This is a genomic window from Falsihalocynthiibacter sp. S25ZX9 (assembly GCF_041205405.1).
Taxonomy (GTDB): Bacteria; Pseudomonadota; Alphaproteobacteria; order Rhodobacterales; family Rhodobacteraceae; genus Falsihalocynthiibacter; species Falsihalocynthiibacter arcticus.
Genome location: NZ_JBGFCD010000006.1, coordinates 167,062 through 182,705, shown reverse-complemented (window position 1 = coordinate 182,705; position 15,644 = coordinate 167,062). Strand labels below are relative to the sequence as shown.

Below are 15,644 nucleotides of genomic sequence, written 5' to 3'. Positions count from 1 at the left end.
TTGCCTACTCGTTCTTCTTTTCTTTCCTGATACTACAAATTTTGCGCAACGCAAAGCCTTCCTATGCGCGCCGCTTCGAAAATTTTGCAACAATTTCCACGTGGGGCGACCACCGAAATTGATCCACAACTTGAACCCAATCTATCTCGTACCCAGCGTTTTTGAGAACTACTGCATCGCGTGCAAAGCTCACGGGATTACATGAAACCATCGCGATCGCTTTCACACCGCTTACCGCGACCTCGGCAATCTGAGCCTCTGCACCGGCTCGAGGAGGGTCGATAACGACCGCATCAAAACCCTTAAATTCATCTGGCAAAAGGGGCCGCCGAAAAAGGTCGCGCGCTTCGGTTGTAACGTGCTTTAGCCCTGTCGCGAATCGCCACCCTTGATCCAAGGCAGCGACCATTTCTGCGTCGCCTTCAACAGCATGAACTTCAGCTATCTTCGCGACCGGAAGAGAAAACGTGCCGCAACCGGAAAACAGATCAAGCACGCGCTTGGAGCCAGAAACAATTTCTAACACAGCAGAAACCAATGCTTTTTCGCCTTCGCTCGTCGCCTGAAGGAACGTACCGCTTGGAGGATTTACGCGCGCATTTCCAAACATTTGGATTGGTGCATTTATTTCGCAAACGATGTTATCGTCCCACGTGAGGCGCGCCAATTCATGACGGTTAGCGATCTGCGCGAACTCAACGCGGGCGGCCTCATCCAGTGGTTTGCCACCCTTCGCGACAACGTCAACACCGCCCAAAGACTGGGTAACAAGGAAGCTGATTTCGCCTTTGCGCGACGCACCGGCAACAGTTAATTCCGTTAACCCGGGTATGACTTTTTTGAGCGCCGGATCCAAAAGTTGGCAATTTGGGACCTCAATGATTGTCCCCGTCCCACGGGTATGAAAGCCAATCATTGCGCCATTTTTGGTTCGCTTGCCAGCCAGCCCAGCGCGCCGCCTGGATCCTGGAGGTGAGGTCTGAATGGGCCGAAATTCGGCTTCCAAGCCCTGCCCTTCCAAAGCTGTTTTCACGACGTCCTGTTTCCAATTTGCAACAAAATCATCCGACGCGTGCATTAAACTACACCCGCCACAGGACTTGTAGTGGCTGCAAATCGGCTTCACGCGGTCAGTAGAGGGAGTGAGGATTCGCGGCGTTGGCATCTTGCCATCAACGACATCACCCTCCACCACTTCTCCGGGCAAGGTCATGGGAACAAAAACGGGGCCTGCAGCGATGCCATCGCCCAAGTGTCCCAAACGTTCGATTGTTAATTTCACCTTGCCGTCTCCTCAATGCCGATAAATCCACCGGACTGTCGATTCCAAAACTGGGCGTACATCCCATTTTGCTCCAACAATTCCGAATGGGTTCCTTGCTCGACTACGCGCCCTTGATCAAGCACTATTATGCGGTCCATCTTTGCAATTGTCGAAAGGCGGTGGGCAATTGCCAACACGGTTTTACCCTCCATGACGTTTTCAAGCGCCGATTGAATGGCCGCCTCAACCTCAGAATCCAGCGCACTTGTCGCCTCGTCTAAAACCAAAATTGGCGCATCTTTCAAAATGGCTCGCGCCAAGGCCACGCGCTGACGTTGCCCCCCCGAGAGCTTCACGCCACGCTCCCCTAGGAATGCGCCATAGCCTTCCCGCCCTTTATAGTCGACGAGATCCTGAATAAATCCATGCGCTTCTGCCCGTTGGGCCGCATCGACAACCTCATGCTCGCCGGCATCAGGCTTGCCGTACATAATGTTATCCATGGCCGAGCGATTAAACATCGCTGTCTCTTGGGTCACCATACCAATTTGGCGCCGAAGGCTTTTCTGCGTCACTTTCGACAGGTCCTGCCCGTCAATCAAAACACGCCCCTTCTCAGGATCATAGAGCCGCAACAGCAAGGAAACCAACGTCGATTTCCCTGCCCCCGAAGCCCCGACAATCCCCAGCTTTTCGCCCGCGTGAATGGTAAGATTGGTCTTGGATATCCCGCCCGTTTTACCGCCATAGGCAAACGTCACGCCTTCAAATTGAATCTCTCCCCTTGGAACCGCGAGCTCTGTGGCGGTATCCGCATCAACCAACACTGGCCGCACAGTCAGCGTGTTCATCCCGTCTTCAATCTCTCCCACGTGGGAAAACACGCCCATTAACGTAAACGAAACCCAACCCGTCATTTGGGCAAACCGAATGGCCAAGGAACCGGTGGTGGCGATATCACCCGCGCTCGCGGTGCCCTGAGTCCAGAAAAACAGCGTGGCGCCAACCATCACAACGGGCAAAATACCTGCGATGATCATCAGTCCAAAACGAAATTGCGCAGAAAGATAGCCAAAGTGCGTGGCCTTTGCGCGAAACTCCTTCATCGCTTGGATCGCGGCACGATCTTCGTGATCAGCATGCGCAAATAATTTAACGGTTTTGATGTTTGAAATTGTATCAACAAGTTGCCCCGTGACCCCCGTGCGCGCGCCGGCGCGGGCGCGCGCACGCACCCTGACGCGTGGCAGAAAGTGTCGGAGAAACAACCAATACATGACAAGCCAAAGCCCAAATACCAATGTAATCCGGTAATCCACGTCGGTAATGACAACAGCAGCCCCAATCACAGAGGTTGCGGCGAACACTAATGTGTTGAGGGTTTCGACAACGACCTCTGTGATAGACCCCGCAGCCTGCATTTGCTTTTGGGAAATTCGACCGGCGAAATCATTGTCAAAAAAGGTCACCGTTTGACCCAAGGTCCAGCGGTTTAATCGCGTCAATACCTGCGTAAAAACCCCAGGAGCGATGACAACAGACTGCATAAGAGCCGATAGACCCAATAGAATTGGCCGCAAAACGATTAGGAAGAGTAGCGCTATCAATAAAAGGCTGGAATTTCCGGAGAAAAAACTACTTGGATCTCCAGCGAGCGCAGCATCAATCACCATCCCCAAAAATAACGCGGTCGAAACCTCGGTAATCCCCGCCAAGGAGGAAATCCCCGCTCCTATACCCAGAGATTTATAGCTGCCGGACAAACACCAGTTAATGAATTTTCCGAGCTTCCGCGGAGGCGGTGAAGACGCTTGTGCGAAAGGGTCGATCATCTCATCAAGTTTCATTTTATTCCCAAATTAACTGGCTGTAATTAAAAATCCTTCACGCGTTCAATAAGTGCGTGTCGCGACAATACAAAATCCGAATTAATCCATTCTTGTTCTAATTTTCTGAGAGCGTTGCCAAGCGCGGCCCCAGATAAGTTTGGCATTAAATCCGCCGCACTTACATTAAAAACCTGTGCCGCACCTCGAGCAACCTCAGATTTGGCATCAGGGTGCGGTGGTGTTTCAAAAACTGCGCTGCGCAAAAGCAGCACATCCAAAGCAGACCCGGCACCAAGCCGATACCCAAGCGCCGCAGCGCCGCTCGTTGAGCCGATCTCATTCCTCAAAGTATTATATTGCTTTGCATCTCTCTTGCTCAAACGCAGCGATTGTTCGATCTCCTGCCCGCCAAGGGTGGCTAGCCTTCTTATGGGGTTTGGTTTCACATCGTTTTGAGTTTCAAAGTGAATCAAAATCGGTAGTGTCTTTGCGTCCATACCCACAACAAGCGCGCTTATAACGCCAGATTGAGCCATAGCGGCCATGGCCGGCGCAGGATCAGCGGCCGCCAAAATCTTCAACATCTCAGCGCCGATACGTTCGTTGGCCAAAGTCTCTATTCCGGCCAAATTCGCGCTACAGGCCGCCAAACCTTCAGCATCAATTCCTGTATTTGGATCGCCGTACCACGCATAAAACCGAAAAAAGCGCAGGATTCTGAGATAATCTTCGCGAATGCGGTCTTCGGCGTTTTCGATGAACCTAACCCGACGCGCAAGTAGATCTGGCAACCCGTTCAATGGATCCACAACAGTCCCCGCTGAATCCGCATAGAGCGCGTTCATCGTGAAATCGCGTCGCCGCGCATCGTCTTTAATGTTGGTCGAAAACGCTACAATAGCCCGTCGACCGTCCGTTTCGACATCACGCCTAAATGTGGTAACCTCGTAAGGTGTTTTGCCCTGAACAAGTGTGACAGTTCCATGCTCAATACCTGTTTCAATGGCACGAATACCGTTCTCCTGCGCGAGCGCTAAAACGCGGGTTGGCTCTGCATCTGTGGCGATATCAATATCATTTGTCGCAACCCCCAGCAGGGCATTGCGAACGCATCCGCCTACAAAATACGCCTGATGGCCCCCACTCTTAAGCATCGTAAAAATGGCTTGTGTCTTTGGGTTATCTAACCAACTTCCCTCAATGCGCATTGTTTAAACCGTCCGCCATCCGCCGTAAAACACGCGCTGTCGCACCCCAGATATAATAGGGTCCGAACGGCACTGTATAATAATTTCTCTCAACACCACGCCAGCTCCTAGACTGTACTTGGTAGCGTTCAATATCAAGCACATGCGCAAGAGGGACTCGAAAAACTTCAGCCACTTCACCCTGTTCCGGATTTGGTACGAATTCGGCTCTAACAAGGCCTAAAACAGGCGTCATTGTAAAGCCAGTGACGGTTTCATGTGGTGGAATCTGGCCCAAAACTTCGACATTGTCGCGCAAAAGTCCAATTTCTTCCTGCGCCTCTCGCAGGGCCGTCGTAACGAGGGTGTCATCCTCGGCATCGCGCTTCCCGCCAGGAAAGGCAATTTGGCCGGGATGGTGCTTAAGGTGAGATGCCCGTTTGGTCAAAATAAGCTGAAACCCACGGTCCGTTTCAATCACAGGCACAAGGACAGCCGCTTCACGCAAGGGACGGTTCGGGGGCAAAACGACATTTCTATTGAGATCAAAGTCAGAGGAGCCGCCCCGTGAGGCGGCATCCAGAATTGCTTGTAGAAGGTCTCTAGGCACTTGCCTCATCCGCATTTTTCACGACATCGCGTCCAACAGTAGCTGGATCTAACACATAATGCGCGCCACAAAACTGGCAGTCCGCAGTAATAGACCCGTCATCCTTTGTCATATACGCAAGGTCTTTCGGCGAATAGATCGACAGGGTTGTCGCGACCCGCTCGGCCGAACACGTACAACCAAACTCGACCGGCTGAGGATCATAAACGCGTGGCGCTTCCTCATGAAACAACCGCACCAGTAGCTGGGTTGGTGACACGATTGGCCCAATCAGTTCTAGCTGTTCAACTGAATCCAACAGAATGTTTGCGCGGTTCCAATTGTCTTCTTCATCCGGATCCAACATATCCGTTGCCGTCAAAAGCCCTTGATCGCCATTCGCCTCATCTTTTTTCGCAAACGGACTCGCTTTGGGCATATGTTGCAGCATCATACCACCAGCCCGCCAGCCTTCAACGCCGCCCTTTTCTGTCGAACGCCCGAAGATCAATTCAAACCGCGTGGCAAGTTGCTCGGATTGCGCGAAATACGTTTCGGCACATTCCGAGAGAGAATTTCCAGCGATCGGAGTGATCCCCTGATAGGGTTTCGTTCCTGCGCCCTGATCGATCAGGATCGCAAAATATCCGCTACCAAGCTGCGCGAAGGCGGGGCCATTTGGGTCAACTCTCTCCGCATCATAGCTTGCATAGGCGCGCACACGTCCCGCATCGCCCTCCTTTGAAGGGCCGTAATAGTCGGTCGCAATCAAGCGGACAGGACCACCAGTTCCGCGGACTTGTAGCGACAGTTTCCAGTTCGATTTCATCGTTTGACCGATCAGCGCCGTCAATAACGTCATTTCCGCAACCAACGCCTCAATAGCTGGCGGATAGTCGTGCTGTTCCAAAACGGAATTCAACACGCCATCAAGGCGCGCGACGCGTCCACGGATGTCGGCGCGGTCAAGTTGAAAAGGGAGGACTGTGTCGTCCCAAGCAATTTTATTTCCAATAGTCATGGGGATTCCTTACGCTCGTTGCGTTGGCTTACAGCGACTATATAAGGGGTGCAATCAACAGTCCAAGGGTAGAATGATGATTAGACGGTTCGGAGAAGCGCCACTGCGGGGAAAAACCTATGTCTTACGACCCGGAGCCTATGGTATTTTGGCGCGTGGTAACAAGCTGCTTGTGACCCTACAATCTAAGCCTTACGTGGAATTTCAGCTACCTGGTGGCGGCATTGATTTCGGAGAAAACGGGATTGCCGCCTTGCATCGCGAAGTGCGCGAAGAAACCGGTTGGAAAATATCATCCCCTAAATTCGTCGGGTCTTTTCGACGATTTGTGTTCATGCCCGAGTATGAAATCTGGGCAGAAAAACTTTGTCATGTCTTCGCAGCCCAGCCCGTCTATCGATTGAGTGCGCCAACTGAACCTTTTCATACCGCTCATTGGATGACGATTAGAGAAGCGTCGTCCCTTTTGGGTAACGAAGGAGACAGGTATTTCGTTAGCCGTCTTGATCATTGAGTGAAACGGGTGGGGGGGGGCCGAATTCCACCATGGCTGCCGAAACATCATCGGGAAATTCATTTTCTCCCGCGTATTCTTGTAAATCCCAAACGAGAGCTTCTAGCATCGCTGGCCCTTGGACATGTCGGTTTCTCCACAGAAGTGCTTCCAAGCCTTCTTCTTCGAGCATCTCATCAAGGGTGTTGGGACACTCTGTGATACCATCAGAGAGGATCAATAACCGATCACCTTGCAACAATGTTGCGCGACATTCTTCATAGGTCGCCCCTTCAATAAGCCCTACTGGCATCCCCCCATTGCCGACATACTCTATTGTACCGTCCGCCCTTTGAATCGCGGGATGAGGATGGCCGGCTTGGGTTAAAACCACTTCACCCGTGACCAAATTCAAAATAGCGAGAACCAGCGTGAAGTAGTGTTCTGTATCCATTTCCTCTAGGCATAGGCGATTGAGAAGTTCTGTCGCCACGGCTGGTGGCCTTGCTGCAAAACCTCCTTTGCCATTTTTCTCTAACGCAACGTTTTGCTTGGGGGACGCACCAGAGAGATACCCCGCCAATCGAGCCGTCATAAGGGCCGATGTGATGCCGTGCCCCGACACATCAATTGCGTAAATTCCAATTTCAGTGTCGCTAATAGGAAACATACCGACCAAATCCCCGCCAACATGGCCAGAAGGCCTTAACAATAGAGATATTTGAGCGGTTTCGAAGCTTCGATATCTTTCCTTCACTAGGGATTGCTGAAGTTTTTTTGCTTCAATTAGGTCACGATCCAACGTGTCATAAAGCGCTGATATTTCGTCCAGAGTGCGCGAAACCAACGCATTTTTTTCAATCAGCTCGCGCTCCATGCTCAAAATTCGCTCAGCGGCAGTGATTCTCGCACGTAACTCATTGGATGAAACGGGCTTTGTTAGAAAATCGTCGGCACCAACTTCGAGGCCATGCGCAACCTCCTCCTTCTCACTTTTGGAGGTCAGAAGGATGAAGTACCCATATTTTTTCTTGTCCAATTGGCGGAATATTTGGCAAAATTCCACTCCACTCATTCCCGGCATCATCCAGTCACTTAGAATGAGATCTGCACTATGAGTCTGAAGGATTTCAAGGGCTTCATCGCCAGACCCAGCTTCCAGAACGGAGAAACCCCACCGCTTCAACATCGTTGAAAGGAGGCGGCGCTGTGCACGACTATCGTCGACCACCAAAATACGTTTTATTGCGCCCTCAACTGCTTTGGGAATGGCGGCTTTTTCTATGTTGCTAAACATAATTGCGGACATTTTTTTGGTCGCTCCTAAAGGTTCTACCTCCCCTCCTGACACATGCAACTTAACAGTCGATGAAATCTAAAATTCGATAGGATTTAGTAATTTCAGTTACGTATTATTAAGTTTAGTCCAATAAATATACTTCGATTGGATTGGTTCCGGCAATAATTAGAGATGAGTTTTTGGAGTAGACAATGATCGATTGGGATCGCGTAAATGAACTTCGAGAAGAAGTGGGCATCGAGGACTTTCAGGAGGTAGCCGACCTATTTCTGGAGGAAGTCGATGAGGTAATTGAACGGTTGAAGTCGACTAACGGTACAATCTCCCTCGAAGAAGAGATGCATTTTTTAAAAGGCAGCGCCCTTAACTTGGGCTTCACACTCATGGGACAAGTTTGCCAGCAAGGAGAAAAGGCGGCATCCGGTGGGCGAAAAGAGGAAGTCGATTTGCCTCGATTATTTAAGGCGTATGAAGACTCCAAAGTGGAGTTCCTTGCAAATCAGCCATAGCTGTCGCATCAAATTAGGAATTCTGCAAGCGTTTGATCGGACGTTATATCCCGATATGCAAACCCAGCCTTTTCCATTTTTCCCAACAAAATAGGAAAATTCCTGGCGCTTCTGGTTTCAATACCAATAAGCACGCTTCCAAAGTTTCGAGCAGACTTTTTCATATACTCAAATCGAGCGATGTCGTCGTCTGGCCCCAGCATAAGCAGGAAATCCTTGAGAGCTCCTGGTCTTTGCGGAAGCCGAAGAATGAAGTATTTTTTCACTCCCAAAAACCGTTGAGCGCGCTCTTTAACTTCGGGGAGTCGCTCAAAATCAAAGTTCCCCCCTGACGTCACACATATTATTGTTTTCCCTCGGATTTCACCCGCAATATCTCCCAGAGCATCGATAGACATAGCCCCTGCGGGCTCAAGAACAACTCCTTCTACATTCAACATTTCAAGAATGGTCGAACAAATGCGATCTTCGGGTACGGACAAGACGTTTTCCAACTCAACCGTTGAAAGAGCCACAAAATTCAACGCTCCAATACGTGCGACTGAAGCACCGTCCACGAAGTTATCTACTCGGCCCAAAGTGACCGGTGCTCCGGTATTGAGAGCGGCGGTTAGGCTTTTCGCACCTTCGGGTTCGATGTATTTAAGCAATGTTTCGGATGCCTCAGACGCAAAATACTTAGTAACCCCAGCAGAAAGCCCCCCTCCTCCCACAGGGAGAATCATCATATCAGGCGCACGACCGAGTTGGGCCAAAGCCTCTACGGCAACACTCGCTTGCCCCTCGATCACATCCTCATCGTCAAATGGTGCGAGGAAATGACCACCCGCCTGTGCGCAATACACCTGAGCCGCGGCTAAAGTCGCATCAAAATAATCGCCCACCAAACGGATTTCGACGAAATCCTTCCCAAAAATTTCAGTCTTCTGAATCTTTTGTTGCGGTGTTGTGACGGGCATATAGATCACGCCCTTCACCCCAAAATGCTGGCAAACAAACGCGACGCCCTGTGCATGGTTTCCCGCACTCGCGCATACAAACAACTCTTGGGCTGGATCATTGGCCCGCACCTTGGACATCGCATTAAACGCGCCACGAATTTTATAACTCCGGACGGGGCTTAAATCTTCGCGTTTGAGCCAAATATCGGCGTCGAATTTCGCAGAGAGGTGATCATTGCGCAATAACGGCGTCGCGGGAAAGAGCGCCCGCATTGCTTCGGTTGCCGCACGGGCTTTTTGGGAAAAATCGTTCATGCCCCAAGATGTCGCGCGAATTGCACTTCAGAGCAAGGCCCTAAGGCAATTCGCGTCCTTCAATCGCCATGCCGTAGATTGTGGTCAATATACTCACGCCGACCATCGTACTGATCCAACCGATCACACCATTCTGGATTATCGTGGAGATCAGCCCGGTGGGGAAAAGTAGCCCAGTTAACCAATAAAGCGCGACTGATACGGCAAATACAATAAACGCGAGCGTCAAAATTGCCCCGCGCAATTCACTCGTCGCGTTCCACGCTTCCCTCAACGACATAGATTTACCTAACGCCACCGCAGGAAGAACCGGAGAAAGGCGATAGAATACGGCAAAGGCTGGAATATAAAGAAGAAATATGAGTATCATTTCGGCATTTAGCCCAAGGGACATCAATAATGGCCTTAGCACGTACATTATCGCTCCTACTATAAATCCTATAATAAACATGACAACGAAACCGACCAATCCAATCAATATGCCCCGCCAAAAATAACTGAGCACTACGCGCCCTTCGAAAGGTGGCAATACCCCGCCGCTATTTTCCCCAAGCAATACATAGCGGTGCCAAGACACTGCAATCCAAAGGCCAGCCACAATGGAAATTATGATACCAGCCAAACTCGAGAGGAGTACTGGGGCAGTTAATTCGCCTCCTACTTCGGCCATTTCAACCAACGGCTTAAGAAGAAAATATTGTGCGACAAGAACCGCCGAATAGAGAACGCCAGAAATCTGCAGGGATGCTTTGAAATCACTAAAAACCATTCTTATAGAATGGGTAAACATTTTCCAGCCAAGCATGATCTCTCCAACAGATTTTTTTCAATGTGTTAGCCCTATCAGCCCCAAAACCTATCGGTCAACGCACATCACATTTTTCAAAACCCTTCCGCTTTCTTTCGCTAGACTTGCCCCACCGCGCAAAACCCTGTAACGCCACGGCGATACCCATATGGAGAAGATCATGTCTGCGCCCAAAACCGCCCCCAAGAAAGTTGTTCTGGCCTATTCCGGTGGCCTTGATACCTCGATAATCCTCAAGTGGCTTGAGATCGAATACGGTTGCGAGGTTATTACCTTCACCGCCGATTTGGGCCAAGGCGAAGAGCTTGAGCCCGCACGTGCGAAGGCCGAGCTTTTGGGCGTGAAGCCTGAGAATATTTACATCGAAGACCTGCGCGAAGAGTTCGTACGCGACTTCGTTTTCCCAATGTTCCGCGCAAACGCACAGTATGAAGGGCTTTACCTTCTGGGTACGTCCATCGCGCGTCCACTTATTTCCAAGCGTTTGGTCGAAATCGCCGCCTCAACTGGGGCCGACGCGGTCGCCCACGGAGCGACGGGCAAGGGCAACGATCAGGTCCGGTTTGAACTTGCCGCTTATGCGCTCAATCCAGAAATCAAAGTGATCGCCCCCTGGCGCGAATGGGATTTACAAAGCCGCACCAAGCTCATTGAGTTTGCGGAACTGCACCAAATCCCAATCGCCAAAGACAAACGCGGTGAAGCGCCTTTCTCGGTGGATGCGAACTTGCTGCACACGTCCTCCGAAGGCAAAGTCCTCGAAGACCCCGCCATTGACGCGCCCGATTATGTGTACCAGCGCACGGTTCACCCCGAAGATGCGCCAAACACGCCCGAATTCATTGAGATTACCTTTGAAAAAGGCGATGCGACGGCAATTGATGGCGTTGAAATGTCACCAGCAACAATCCTGACCAAGCTCAACGAACTAGGCGGCAAACATGGTTGTGGGCGCCTCGACCTTGTTGAGGGTCGTTTTGTTGGCATGAAATCCCGCGGTATTTACGAAACACCCGGCGGCACGCTTTTGCTTGAAGCGCACCGTGGCATTGAATCCATCACAATGGATCGTGGCGCGATGCACCTCAAAGACGAGTTGATGCCAAAATATGCCGAGCTCATTTACAACGGTTTCTGGTTCTCTCCGGAACGCGAAATGCTGCAGGCCGCGATCGACCATTCTCAAGAACACGTGACCGGAACGGTGCGCCTCAAGCTTTATAAAGGTCTTGCGCGCACCGTCGGCCGCTGGTCGGATCACAGCCTCTATTCCGAGAGTCATGTGACTTTTGAAGAGGATGCTGGCGCCTATGATCAAAAAGACGCAGCGGGCTTCATTCAGCTTCAAGCCTTGCGCCTAAAACTTATCGCAATGCGCAATCGCCGCGTTAAATCACTTAAATAATGTCATGGGCTGCCGAATTGATTTTGGCAGCCCATTTTTTCGACCTAAGTGATTTTAGAACCCCGACTCCCCATATTTCATCCAGTAAAGACTGCTCAAGCTTGCGTGACATTCTGTTTCAAGGGATTGCAATGATTCCAAAATGAGCAAAAAGATTGGGTAACGAGGAGATCAATATGAAAAACCTATCGTACAGCTTTAAATCCATCACGCTGGCAATTGCCTTAACGCTTGGGTTTATCCTTCACTGCGATCCCGCAAGTGCTGGAAAAAGCGAGACGCTTGTGGTTGCCGGTGGCTGTTTTTGGTGTGTCGAAAGCGATTTTGAATCGGTGTCGGGCGTAATAGAGGCGGTGTCCGGCTATACGGGCGGGACTGTCGCCAACCCGACCTATAAAATCGTTTCTAAGGGTGGATCCGGTCACTTTGAAGCGGTCAAAATCACTTATGACAGCGCAAAAATTGACCGTTCCAAATTGCTGGATCTCTTTCTGCGCTCCGTCGATGTTACGGACGCGGGAGGTCAGTTCTGTGATCGTGGCGACAGTTACCGCACCGCGATATTCGTCTCTAATCAGGCGGAATTGGACATCGCCAACGCCGCAATTTCCAAAGCTCAAACGGAACTTGGACAAAAGATTGTCACACCAGTATTGAACGCAAAGACCTTTTATGTGGCCGAAGCGAACCACCAGAATTATTACAAAGGCAACAAACGGGTTCTTACACGTTTTGGTCCTGTGAAGCAGTCCACTGCCTATGAAAAATACCGCAAAGGATGCGGCCGCGACGCCAAAGTCCTAGCACTCTGGGGTAGCGCCGCGCCGTTTGCGCAGGGCCACTAACTTTGCTGACTAAGGAAAACATCGACCTCTACACGTGCGGGAATGGCTTCAGCTGCACCCGCGCGGGTAACTTTGATCGCTGCCGCTGCTGACGCCAACTTCAAGGCCTGCGCGACGTCAGCTCCCTGATCGCGTGCCGCCGCGAAATACCCCGCGAATGTGTCCCCCGCGCCTGTGGTATCAACAGGAACAACCGAAAAACTTTCGACGTTTAAGTTTGATCCGTTTCCATGCCATTGAGCGCCTTTTGACCCGAGCGTCACAAGGGTCTCTGGGACTGGTAGGTTTTCAATATTCGTCCCTAACGCGGCACAAAGCTGTGCTGCTTCGCCTTCGTTCATCGCAAGCATCGAAACAAAAGGCAAAACTGCCCGCACCGCTTCAATGGAAAATGGCGCAGCGGAATACACGACCCGAATACCCTTTTTTTGGGCCAACTCCGCTGCAAACGCTTGGTGCGATGTCTCGTTCTGCAACAATAGAGTATCTCCCGCCTTCCCGGCCTCCAAAGCCCGTGAAATCTCGCTTTCACTGAGGGAAACATTGGCACCGGGAAAGAGAACAATCGCGTTCTCGGCGTTTGCATCGACATTGATAATTGCATGCCCTGTGGGTGTTTGAATTTGCGAAACCCCGTCTACATTAACGCCCAATTCCGCAAGCTTTTCCCGCGCCCAAACACCATCGGGGCCTACAGCACCAATATGAAAAACATCCGAACCCGCTCGCGCTGCGGCAACGGACTGGTTTGTGCCCTTTCCGCCCAAGCCAATCGAAAAACCCGTCGCCGCCAAAGTTTCCCCAGGTAATGGCAAATGCGGTACTGAATAAACGTGATCCGCGTTTATGGATCCTAGATTAAAGACCGTCATTTTTTCTCCTTACAGGCAGCAAGTATCGCCATGTTTAGAATGTCACTCGATGTGGAAACTGTTGAGCAAATCTGGATGGATTGGTCAATTCCGGTGAGGATTGGGCCAATTACGGTTGCTCCGGCCATCTCCTGCATCAGCTTCACCGAAATACTCGCGGAATGACGCGCCGGAACCACAAGGACGTTGGCGGGCCCTGACAAGCGACTGAAAGGATAATGCGACATGGCCTGTGGGTTCAGCGCCACATCGACGGTCATTTCGCCTTCGAACTCAAAGTCCACGCCACGTTGTTCTAAAACTTTCGGCGCTTGGTGCATTTTTTCTGCGCGTTCCGAAACAGGGGAACCGAAGGTCGAAAAGCTCACGAAGGCAACGCGGGGTTCTAGTCCAAGCGTCCGCGCAACTTCTGCGCCGCGCTCCGCAATCGTTGCCAAATCTTCCTGATCTGGCCACTCGTGTACCAGTGTATCTGTGATCAACACGATGCGCCCATTCAACAAAAGCGCCGTCACACCCACGGCACCATCCTCGGCACGCGCATCAAATACATGGTTGAGAAGCCCCAAAACATGCGCAGATTTTCGGGTCGCCCCTGTCACCAAACCATCGCCATGCCCATGTGCCAACATAAGCGCAGAGAAGACGTGGCGATCCCGCGAAGCAAGCCGGTTCACATCCTGACGATCATGACCGCTACGCTGTAACTTATTGTAAAGATAGTCTTTATAAGTATCCAGATGCGGGGTGTTCGCGGCATTAACAATCTCCAACTCGCCGAAAGCATCCCCCATTCCTACGGACCCCAAAAGCTCCTCCACACCACTTTCGCGGCCAACGACAAGCGCTTTACCGAGACCCGAACGTTGGTAATTAACGGCGGCGCGCAACACGCGAATATCGTCGCCCTCGGCAAAAATCATTCGGGCCTGACGGGCCTTAGCACGCGCATTAATTGAGCGCAGAATGTGGGCCGTTGGGTCCATACGGGCCCGCAGGCTTTCCTCATATCCGACCATATCGACAATCGGACGTCGCCCAACCCCCGTGTCCATCCCCGCTTTTGCAACGGCGGGCGGCACGACATAAATCAAACGCGGGTCAAACGGCGTCGGAATAATATAATCGCGCCCGAATTGAAGTTTCCGACCATAAGCCATCGCAACCTCGTCAGGAACTTCTTCGCGCGCCAGATCCGCGAGAGCATGTGCGCAAGCGATTTTCATTTCATCGTTGATGGCGCGAGCACGGATATCGAGCGCGCCTCGGAATAAGTACGGAAACCCCAGAACGTTGTTAACTTGGTTCGGATAATCGCTGCGGCCTGTGGCAACGATGGCGTCTGGGCGCACGGCGTGAGCTTCTTCGGGAGTGATTTCCGGATCGGGGTTGGCCATGGCGAAAATTACGGGATCTTTCGCCATACTCGCGACCATCTCTGGTGTCACAGCTCCCTTTGCGGACACACCCAAGAAGATATCGGCGTCCTGCATCGCTTCTTCCAAGGTCCGCAGGTCGGTTACGGCCGCATGGGCGGATTTCCATTGGTTCATACCCTCGGTACGGCCTTGATAAATAACCCCTTTTGTGTCGCACATGATGCAGTTATTGTGCTGCGCACCCATGGATTTTATCAACTCCAAACAGGCAATACCCGCAGCTCCAGCACCGTTCAAAACAATACGGACATCCTCTATTTTCTTACCAGATATTTTCAACGCGTTGATCAATCCAGCCGCGCAAATAACCGCTGTTCCGTGCTGATCATCATGGAAAACGGGAATATCCATTTCCTCTTTGAGGCGTTGCTCAATAATAAAACACTCGGGTGCTTTAATATCTTCAAGGTTAATCCCGCCAAAACTGGGCCCCATCAAACGCACAGCATTGATAAAGGCCTCGGGGTCCTCGGTGTCCAACTCAATATCGATCGAATTCACATCCGCGAAGCGTTTAAACAGGACAGCCTTGCCCTCCATTACAGGCTTAGACGCGAGCGCGCCAAGGTTCCCTAACCCCAAAACCGCCGTTCCGTTCGTAATAACCGCGACCAGATTTCCCTTGTTTGTATAGTCATACGCGGCATCTGGGTTTTTGGCGATGGCCTCGCACGGAACGGCAACACCGGGCGAATACGCCAAGGATAAATCGCGCTGGGTGGTCATAGGGGTAGACGGCGAGACATCAAATTTTCCCGGTCTGGGCTCCATGTGATATGCGAGTGCGTCGGCGTCTGTGATTGTCATTTTTGTGGACATTTGGGCCT

14 protein-coding genes are annotated in these 15,644 nt (G+C 51.4%); 4 read left to right on the top strand and 10 right to left on the bottom strand.

The features are described from left to right. Positions 1–61 precede the first annotated feature (61 nt). Genes AB9F29_RS09150 through AB9F29_RS09130 form a run of 5 tightly spaced genes read right to left on the bottom strand, consistent with a single transcriptional unit; the run spans position 62 to position 5,890 of the window. Complete coding sequence (locus AB9F29_RS09150) at positions 62–1,282, bottom strand: class I SAM-dependent RNA methyltransferase (RefSeq protein WP_369755411.1); 1,221 nt, start codon at positions 1,280–1,282, stop codon at positions 62–64. Next, positions 1,279–3,111: an ABC transporter ATP-binding protein gene (locus AB9F29_RS09145; RefSeq protein ID WP_369755410.1), complete on the bottom strand. Its 1,833-nt coding sequence runs from the start codon at positions 3,109–3,111 to the stop codon at positions 1,279–1,281. The genes AB9F29_RS09150 and AB9F29_RS09145 overlap by 4 nt, the downstream gene beginning before the upstream one ends. A gap of 26 nt (positions 3,112–3,137) precedes the next feature. Beyond that, positions 3,138–4,301: a CCA tRNA nucleotidyltransferase gene (locus AB9F29_RS09140; protein ID WP_369755409.1), complete on the bottom strand. Its 1,164-nt coding sequence runs from the start codon at positions 4,299–4,301 to the stop codon at positions 3,138–3,140. Further along, positions 4,291–4,899 carry a CoA pyrophosphatase gene (locus AB9F29_RS09135; RefSeq protein WP_052274901.1) on the bottom strand — a complete coding sequence of 203 codons (609 nt, stop codon included), beginning with the start codon at positions 4,897–4,899 and terminating at the stop codon, positions 4,291–4,293. The genes AB9F29_RS09140 and AB9F29_RS09135 overlap by 11 nt, the downstream gene beginning before the upstream one ends. Beyond that, a complete protein-coding gene (locus AB9F29_RS09130) occupies positions 4,883–5,890 on the bottom strand; it encodes an Hsp33 family molecular chaperone HslO (RefSeq protein ID WP_369755408.1) in 1,008 nt (335 codons plus the stop codon). Before AB9F29_RS09130 ends, AB9F29_RS09135 begins: the two co-directional genes overlap by 17 nt. 76 nt (positions 5,891–5,966) lie before the next feature. Here AB9F29_RS09130 and AB9F29_RS09125 point away from each other — a divergent pair, with 76 nt between their 5' ends. Beyond that, positions 5,967–6,404: an NUDIX hydrolase gene (locus AB9F29_RS09125; protein ID WP_369755442.1), complete on the top strand. Its 438-nt coding sequence runs from the start codon at positions 5,967–5,969 to the stop codon at positions 6,402–6,404. Here AB9F29_RS09125 and AB9F29_RS09120 read toward each other — a convergent pair. Next, on the bottom strand, positions 6,385–7,692 hold the full coding sequence (locus AB9F29_RS09120; RefSeq protein WP_369755406.1) for a PP2C family protein-serine/threonine phosphatase: 1,308 nt from the start codon (positions 7,690–7,692) through the stop codon (positions 6,385–6,387). The two genes, AB9F29_RS09125 and AB9F29_RS09120, sit on opposite strands and share 20 nt — an antisense overlap. A 182-nt stretch (positions 7,693–7,874) precedes the next feature. Between AB9F29_RS09120 and AB9F29_RS09115 the strand changes: the two genes are divergently transcribed. After that, positions 7,875–8,192 (top strand): Hpt domain-containing protein, encoded by a 318-nt coding sequence (locus tag AB9F29_RS09115; RefSeq protein ID WP_335583913.1) that lies wholly within the window; start codon positions 7,875–7,877, stop codon positions 8,190–8,192. Between the two features lie 8 nt (positions 8,193–8,200). On the opposite strand, the gene ilvA is transcribed toward AB9F29_RS09115, so the two are convergent. Together ilvA and AB9F29_RS09105 are read right to left on the bottom strand one after the other, a co-directional pair. Next, positions 8,201–9,448 carry a threonine ammonia-lyase IlvA gene (gene ilvA, locus AB9F29_RS09110; protein WP_369755405.1) on the bottom strand — a complete coding sequence of 416 codons (1,248 nt, stop codon included), beginning with the start codon at positions 9,446–9,448 and terminating at the stop codon, positions 8,201–8,203. 40 nt (positions 9,449–9,488) lie between these two features. Continuing rightward, positions 9,489–10,253, bottom strand: coding sequence for a hypothetical protein (locus AB9F29_RS09105; RefSeq protein ID WP_369755404.1), 765 nt, complete (start codon positions 10,251–10,253; stop codon positions 9,489–9,491). A gap of 163 nt (positions 10,254–10,416) precedes the next feature. On the opposite strand from AB9F29_RS09105, the gene AB9F29_RS09100 reads away from it, so the two are divergent. Together AB9F29_RS09100 and msrA are read left to right on the top strand one after the other, a co-directional pair. After that, positions 10,417–11,661 (top strand): argininosuccinate synthase, encoded by a 1,245-nt coding sequence (locus tag AB9F29_RS09100; protein ID WP_369755403.1) that lies wholly within the window; start codon positions 10,417–10,419, stop codon positions 11,659–11,661. 176 nt (positions 11,662–11,837) lie between these two features. Beyond that, positions 11,838–12,506, top strand: a complete 669-nt coding sequence (gene msrA, locus AB9F29_RS09095) for a peptide-methionine (S)-S-oxide reductase MsrA (protein ID WP_369755402.1) — start codon at positions 11,838–11,840, stop codon at positions 12,504–12,506. On the opposite strand, the gene AB9F29_RS09090 is transcribed toward msrA, so the two are convergent. Further along, positions 12,503–13,378, bottom strand: a complete 876-nt coding sequence (locus AB9F29_RS09090) for a ribokinase (RefSeq protein ID WP_369755401.1) — start codon at positions 13,376–13,378, stop codon at positions 12,503–12,505. The genes msrA and AB9F29_RS09090 overlap by 4 nt on opposite strands. Next, positions 13,375–15,636: an NADP-dependent malic enzyme gene (locus tag AB9F29_RS09085; protein ID WP_369755400.1), complete on the bottom strand. Its 2,262-nt coding sequence runs from the start codon at positions 15,634–15,636 to the stop codon at positions 13,375–13,377. Before AB9F29_RS09085 ends, AB9F29_RS09090 begins: the two co-directional genes overlap by 4 nt. Positions 15,637–15,644 lie beyond the last annotated feature (8 nt).

Bases quoted from the DNA above. Each gene is read 5' to 3' on its own strand.
- AB9F29_RS09145 (WP_369755410.1), bottom strand. From the start codon at position 3,111: ATGAAACTTGATGAGATGATCGACCCTTTCGCACAAGCGTCTTCACCG.
- AB9F29_RS09140 (WP_369755409.1), bottom strand. From the start codon at position 4,301: ATGCGCATTGAGGGAAGTTGGTTAGATAACCCAAAGACACAAGCCATT.
- AB9F29_RS09135 (WP_052274901.1), bottom strand. From the start codon at position 4,899: ATGAGGCAAGTGCCTAGAGACCTTCTACAAGCAATTCTGGATGCCGCC.
- AB9F29_RS09130 (WP_369755408.1), bottom strand. From the start codon at position 5,890: ATGACTATTGGAAATAAAATTGCTTGGGACGACACAGTCCTCCCTTTT.
- AB9F29_RS09125 (WP_369755442.1), top strand. From the start codon at position 5,967: ATGATTAGACGGTTCGGAGAAGCGCCACTGCGGGGAAAAACCTATGTC.
- AB9F29_RS09120 (WP_369755406.1), bottom strand. From the start codon at position 7,692: ATGTCCGCAATTATGTTTAGCAACATAGAAAAAGCCGCCATTCCCAAA.
- AB9F29_RS09115 (WP_335583913.1), top strand. From the start codon at position 7,875: ATGATCGATTGGGATCGCGTAAATGAACTTCGAGAAGAAGTGGGCATC.
- ilvA (WP_369755405.1), bottom strand. From the start codon at position 9,448: ATGAACGATTTTTCCCAAAAAGCCCGTGCGGCAACCGAAGCAATGCGG.
- AB9F29_RS09105 (WP_369755404.1), bottom strand. From the start codon at position 10,253: ATGCTTGGCTGGAAAATGTTTACCCATTCTATAAGAATGGTTTTTAGT.
- AB9F29_RS09100 (WP_369755403.1), top strand. From the start codon at position 10,417: ATGTCTGCGCCCAAAACCGCCCCCAAGAAAGTTGTTCTGGCCTATTCC.
- msrA (WP_369755402.1), top strand. From the start codon at position 11,838: ATGAAAAACCTATCGTACAGCTTTAAATCCATCACGCTGGCAATTGCC.
- AB9F29_RS09090 (WP_369755401.1), bottom strand. From the start codon at position 13,378: ATGACGGTCTTTAATCTAGGATCCATAAACGCGGATCACGTTTATTCA.
- AB9F29_RS09085 (WP_369755400.1), bottom strand. From the start codon at position 15,636: ATGTCCACAAAAATGACAATCACAGACGCCGACGCACTCGCATATCAC.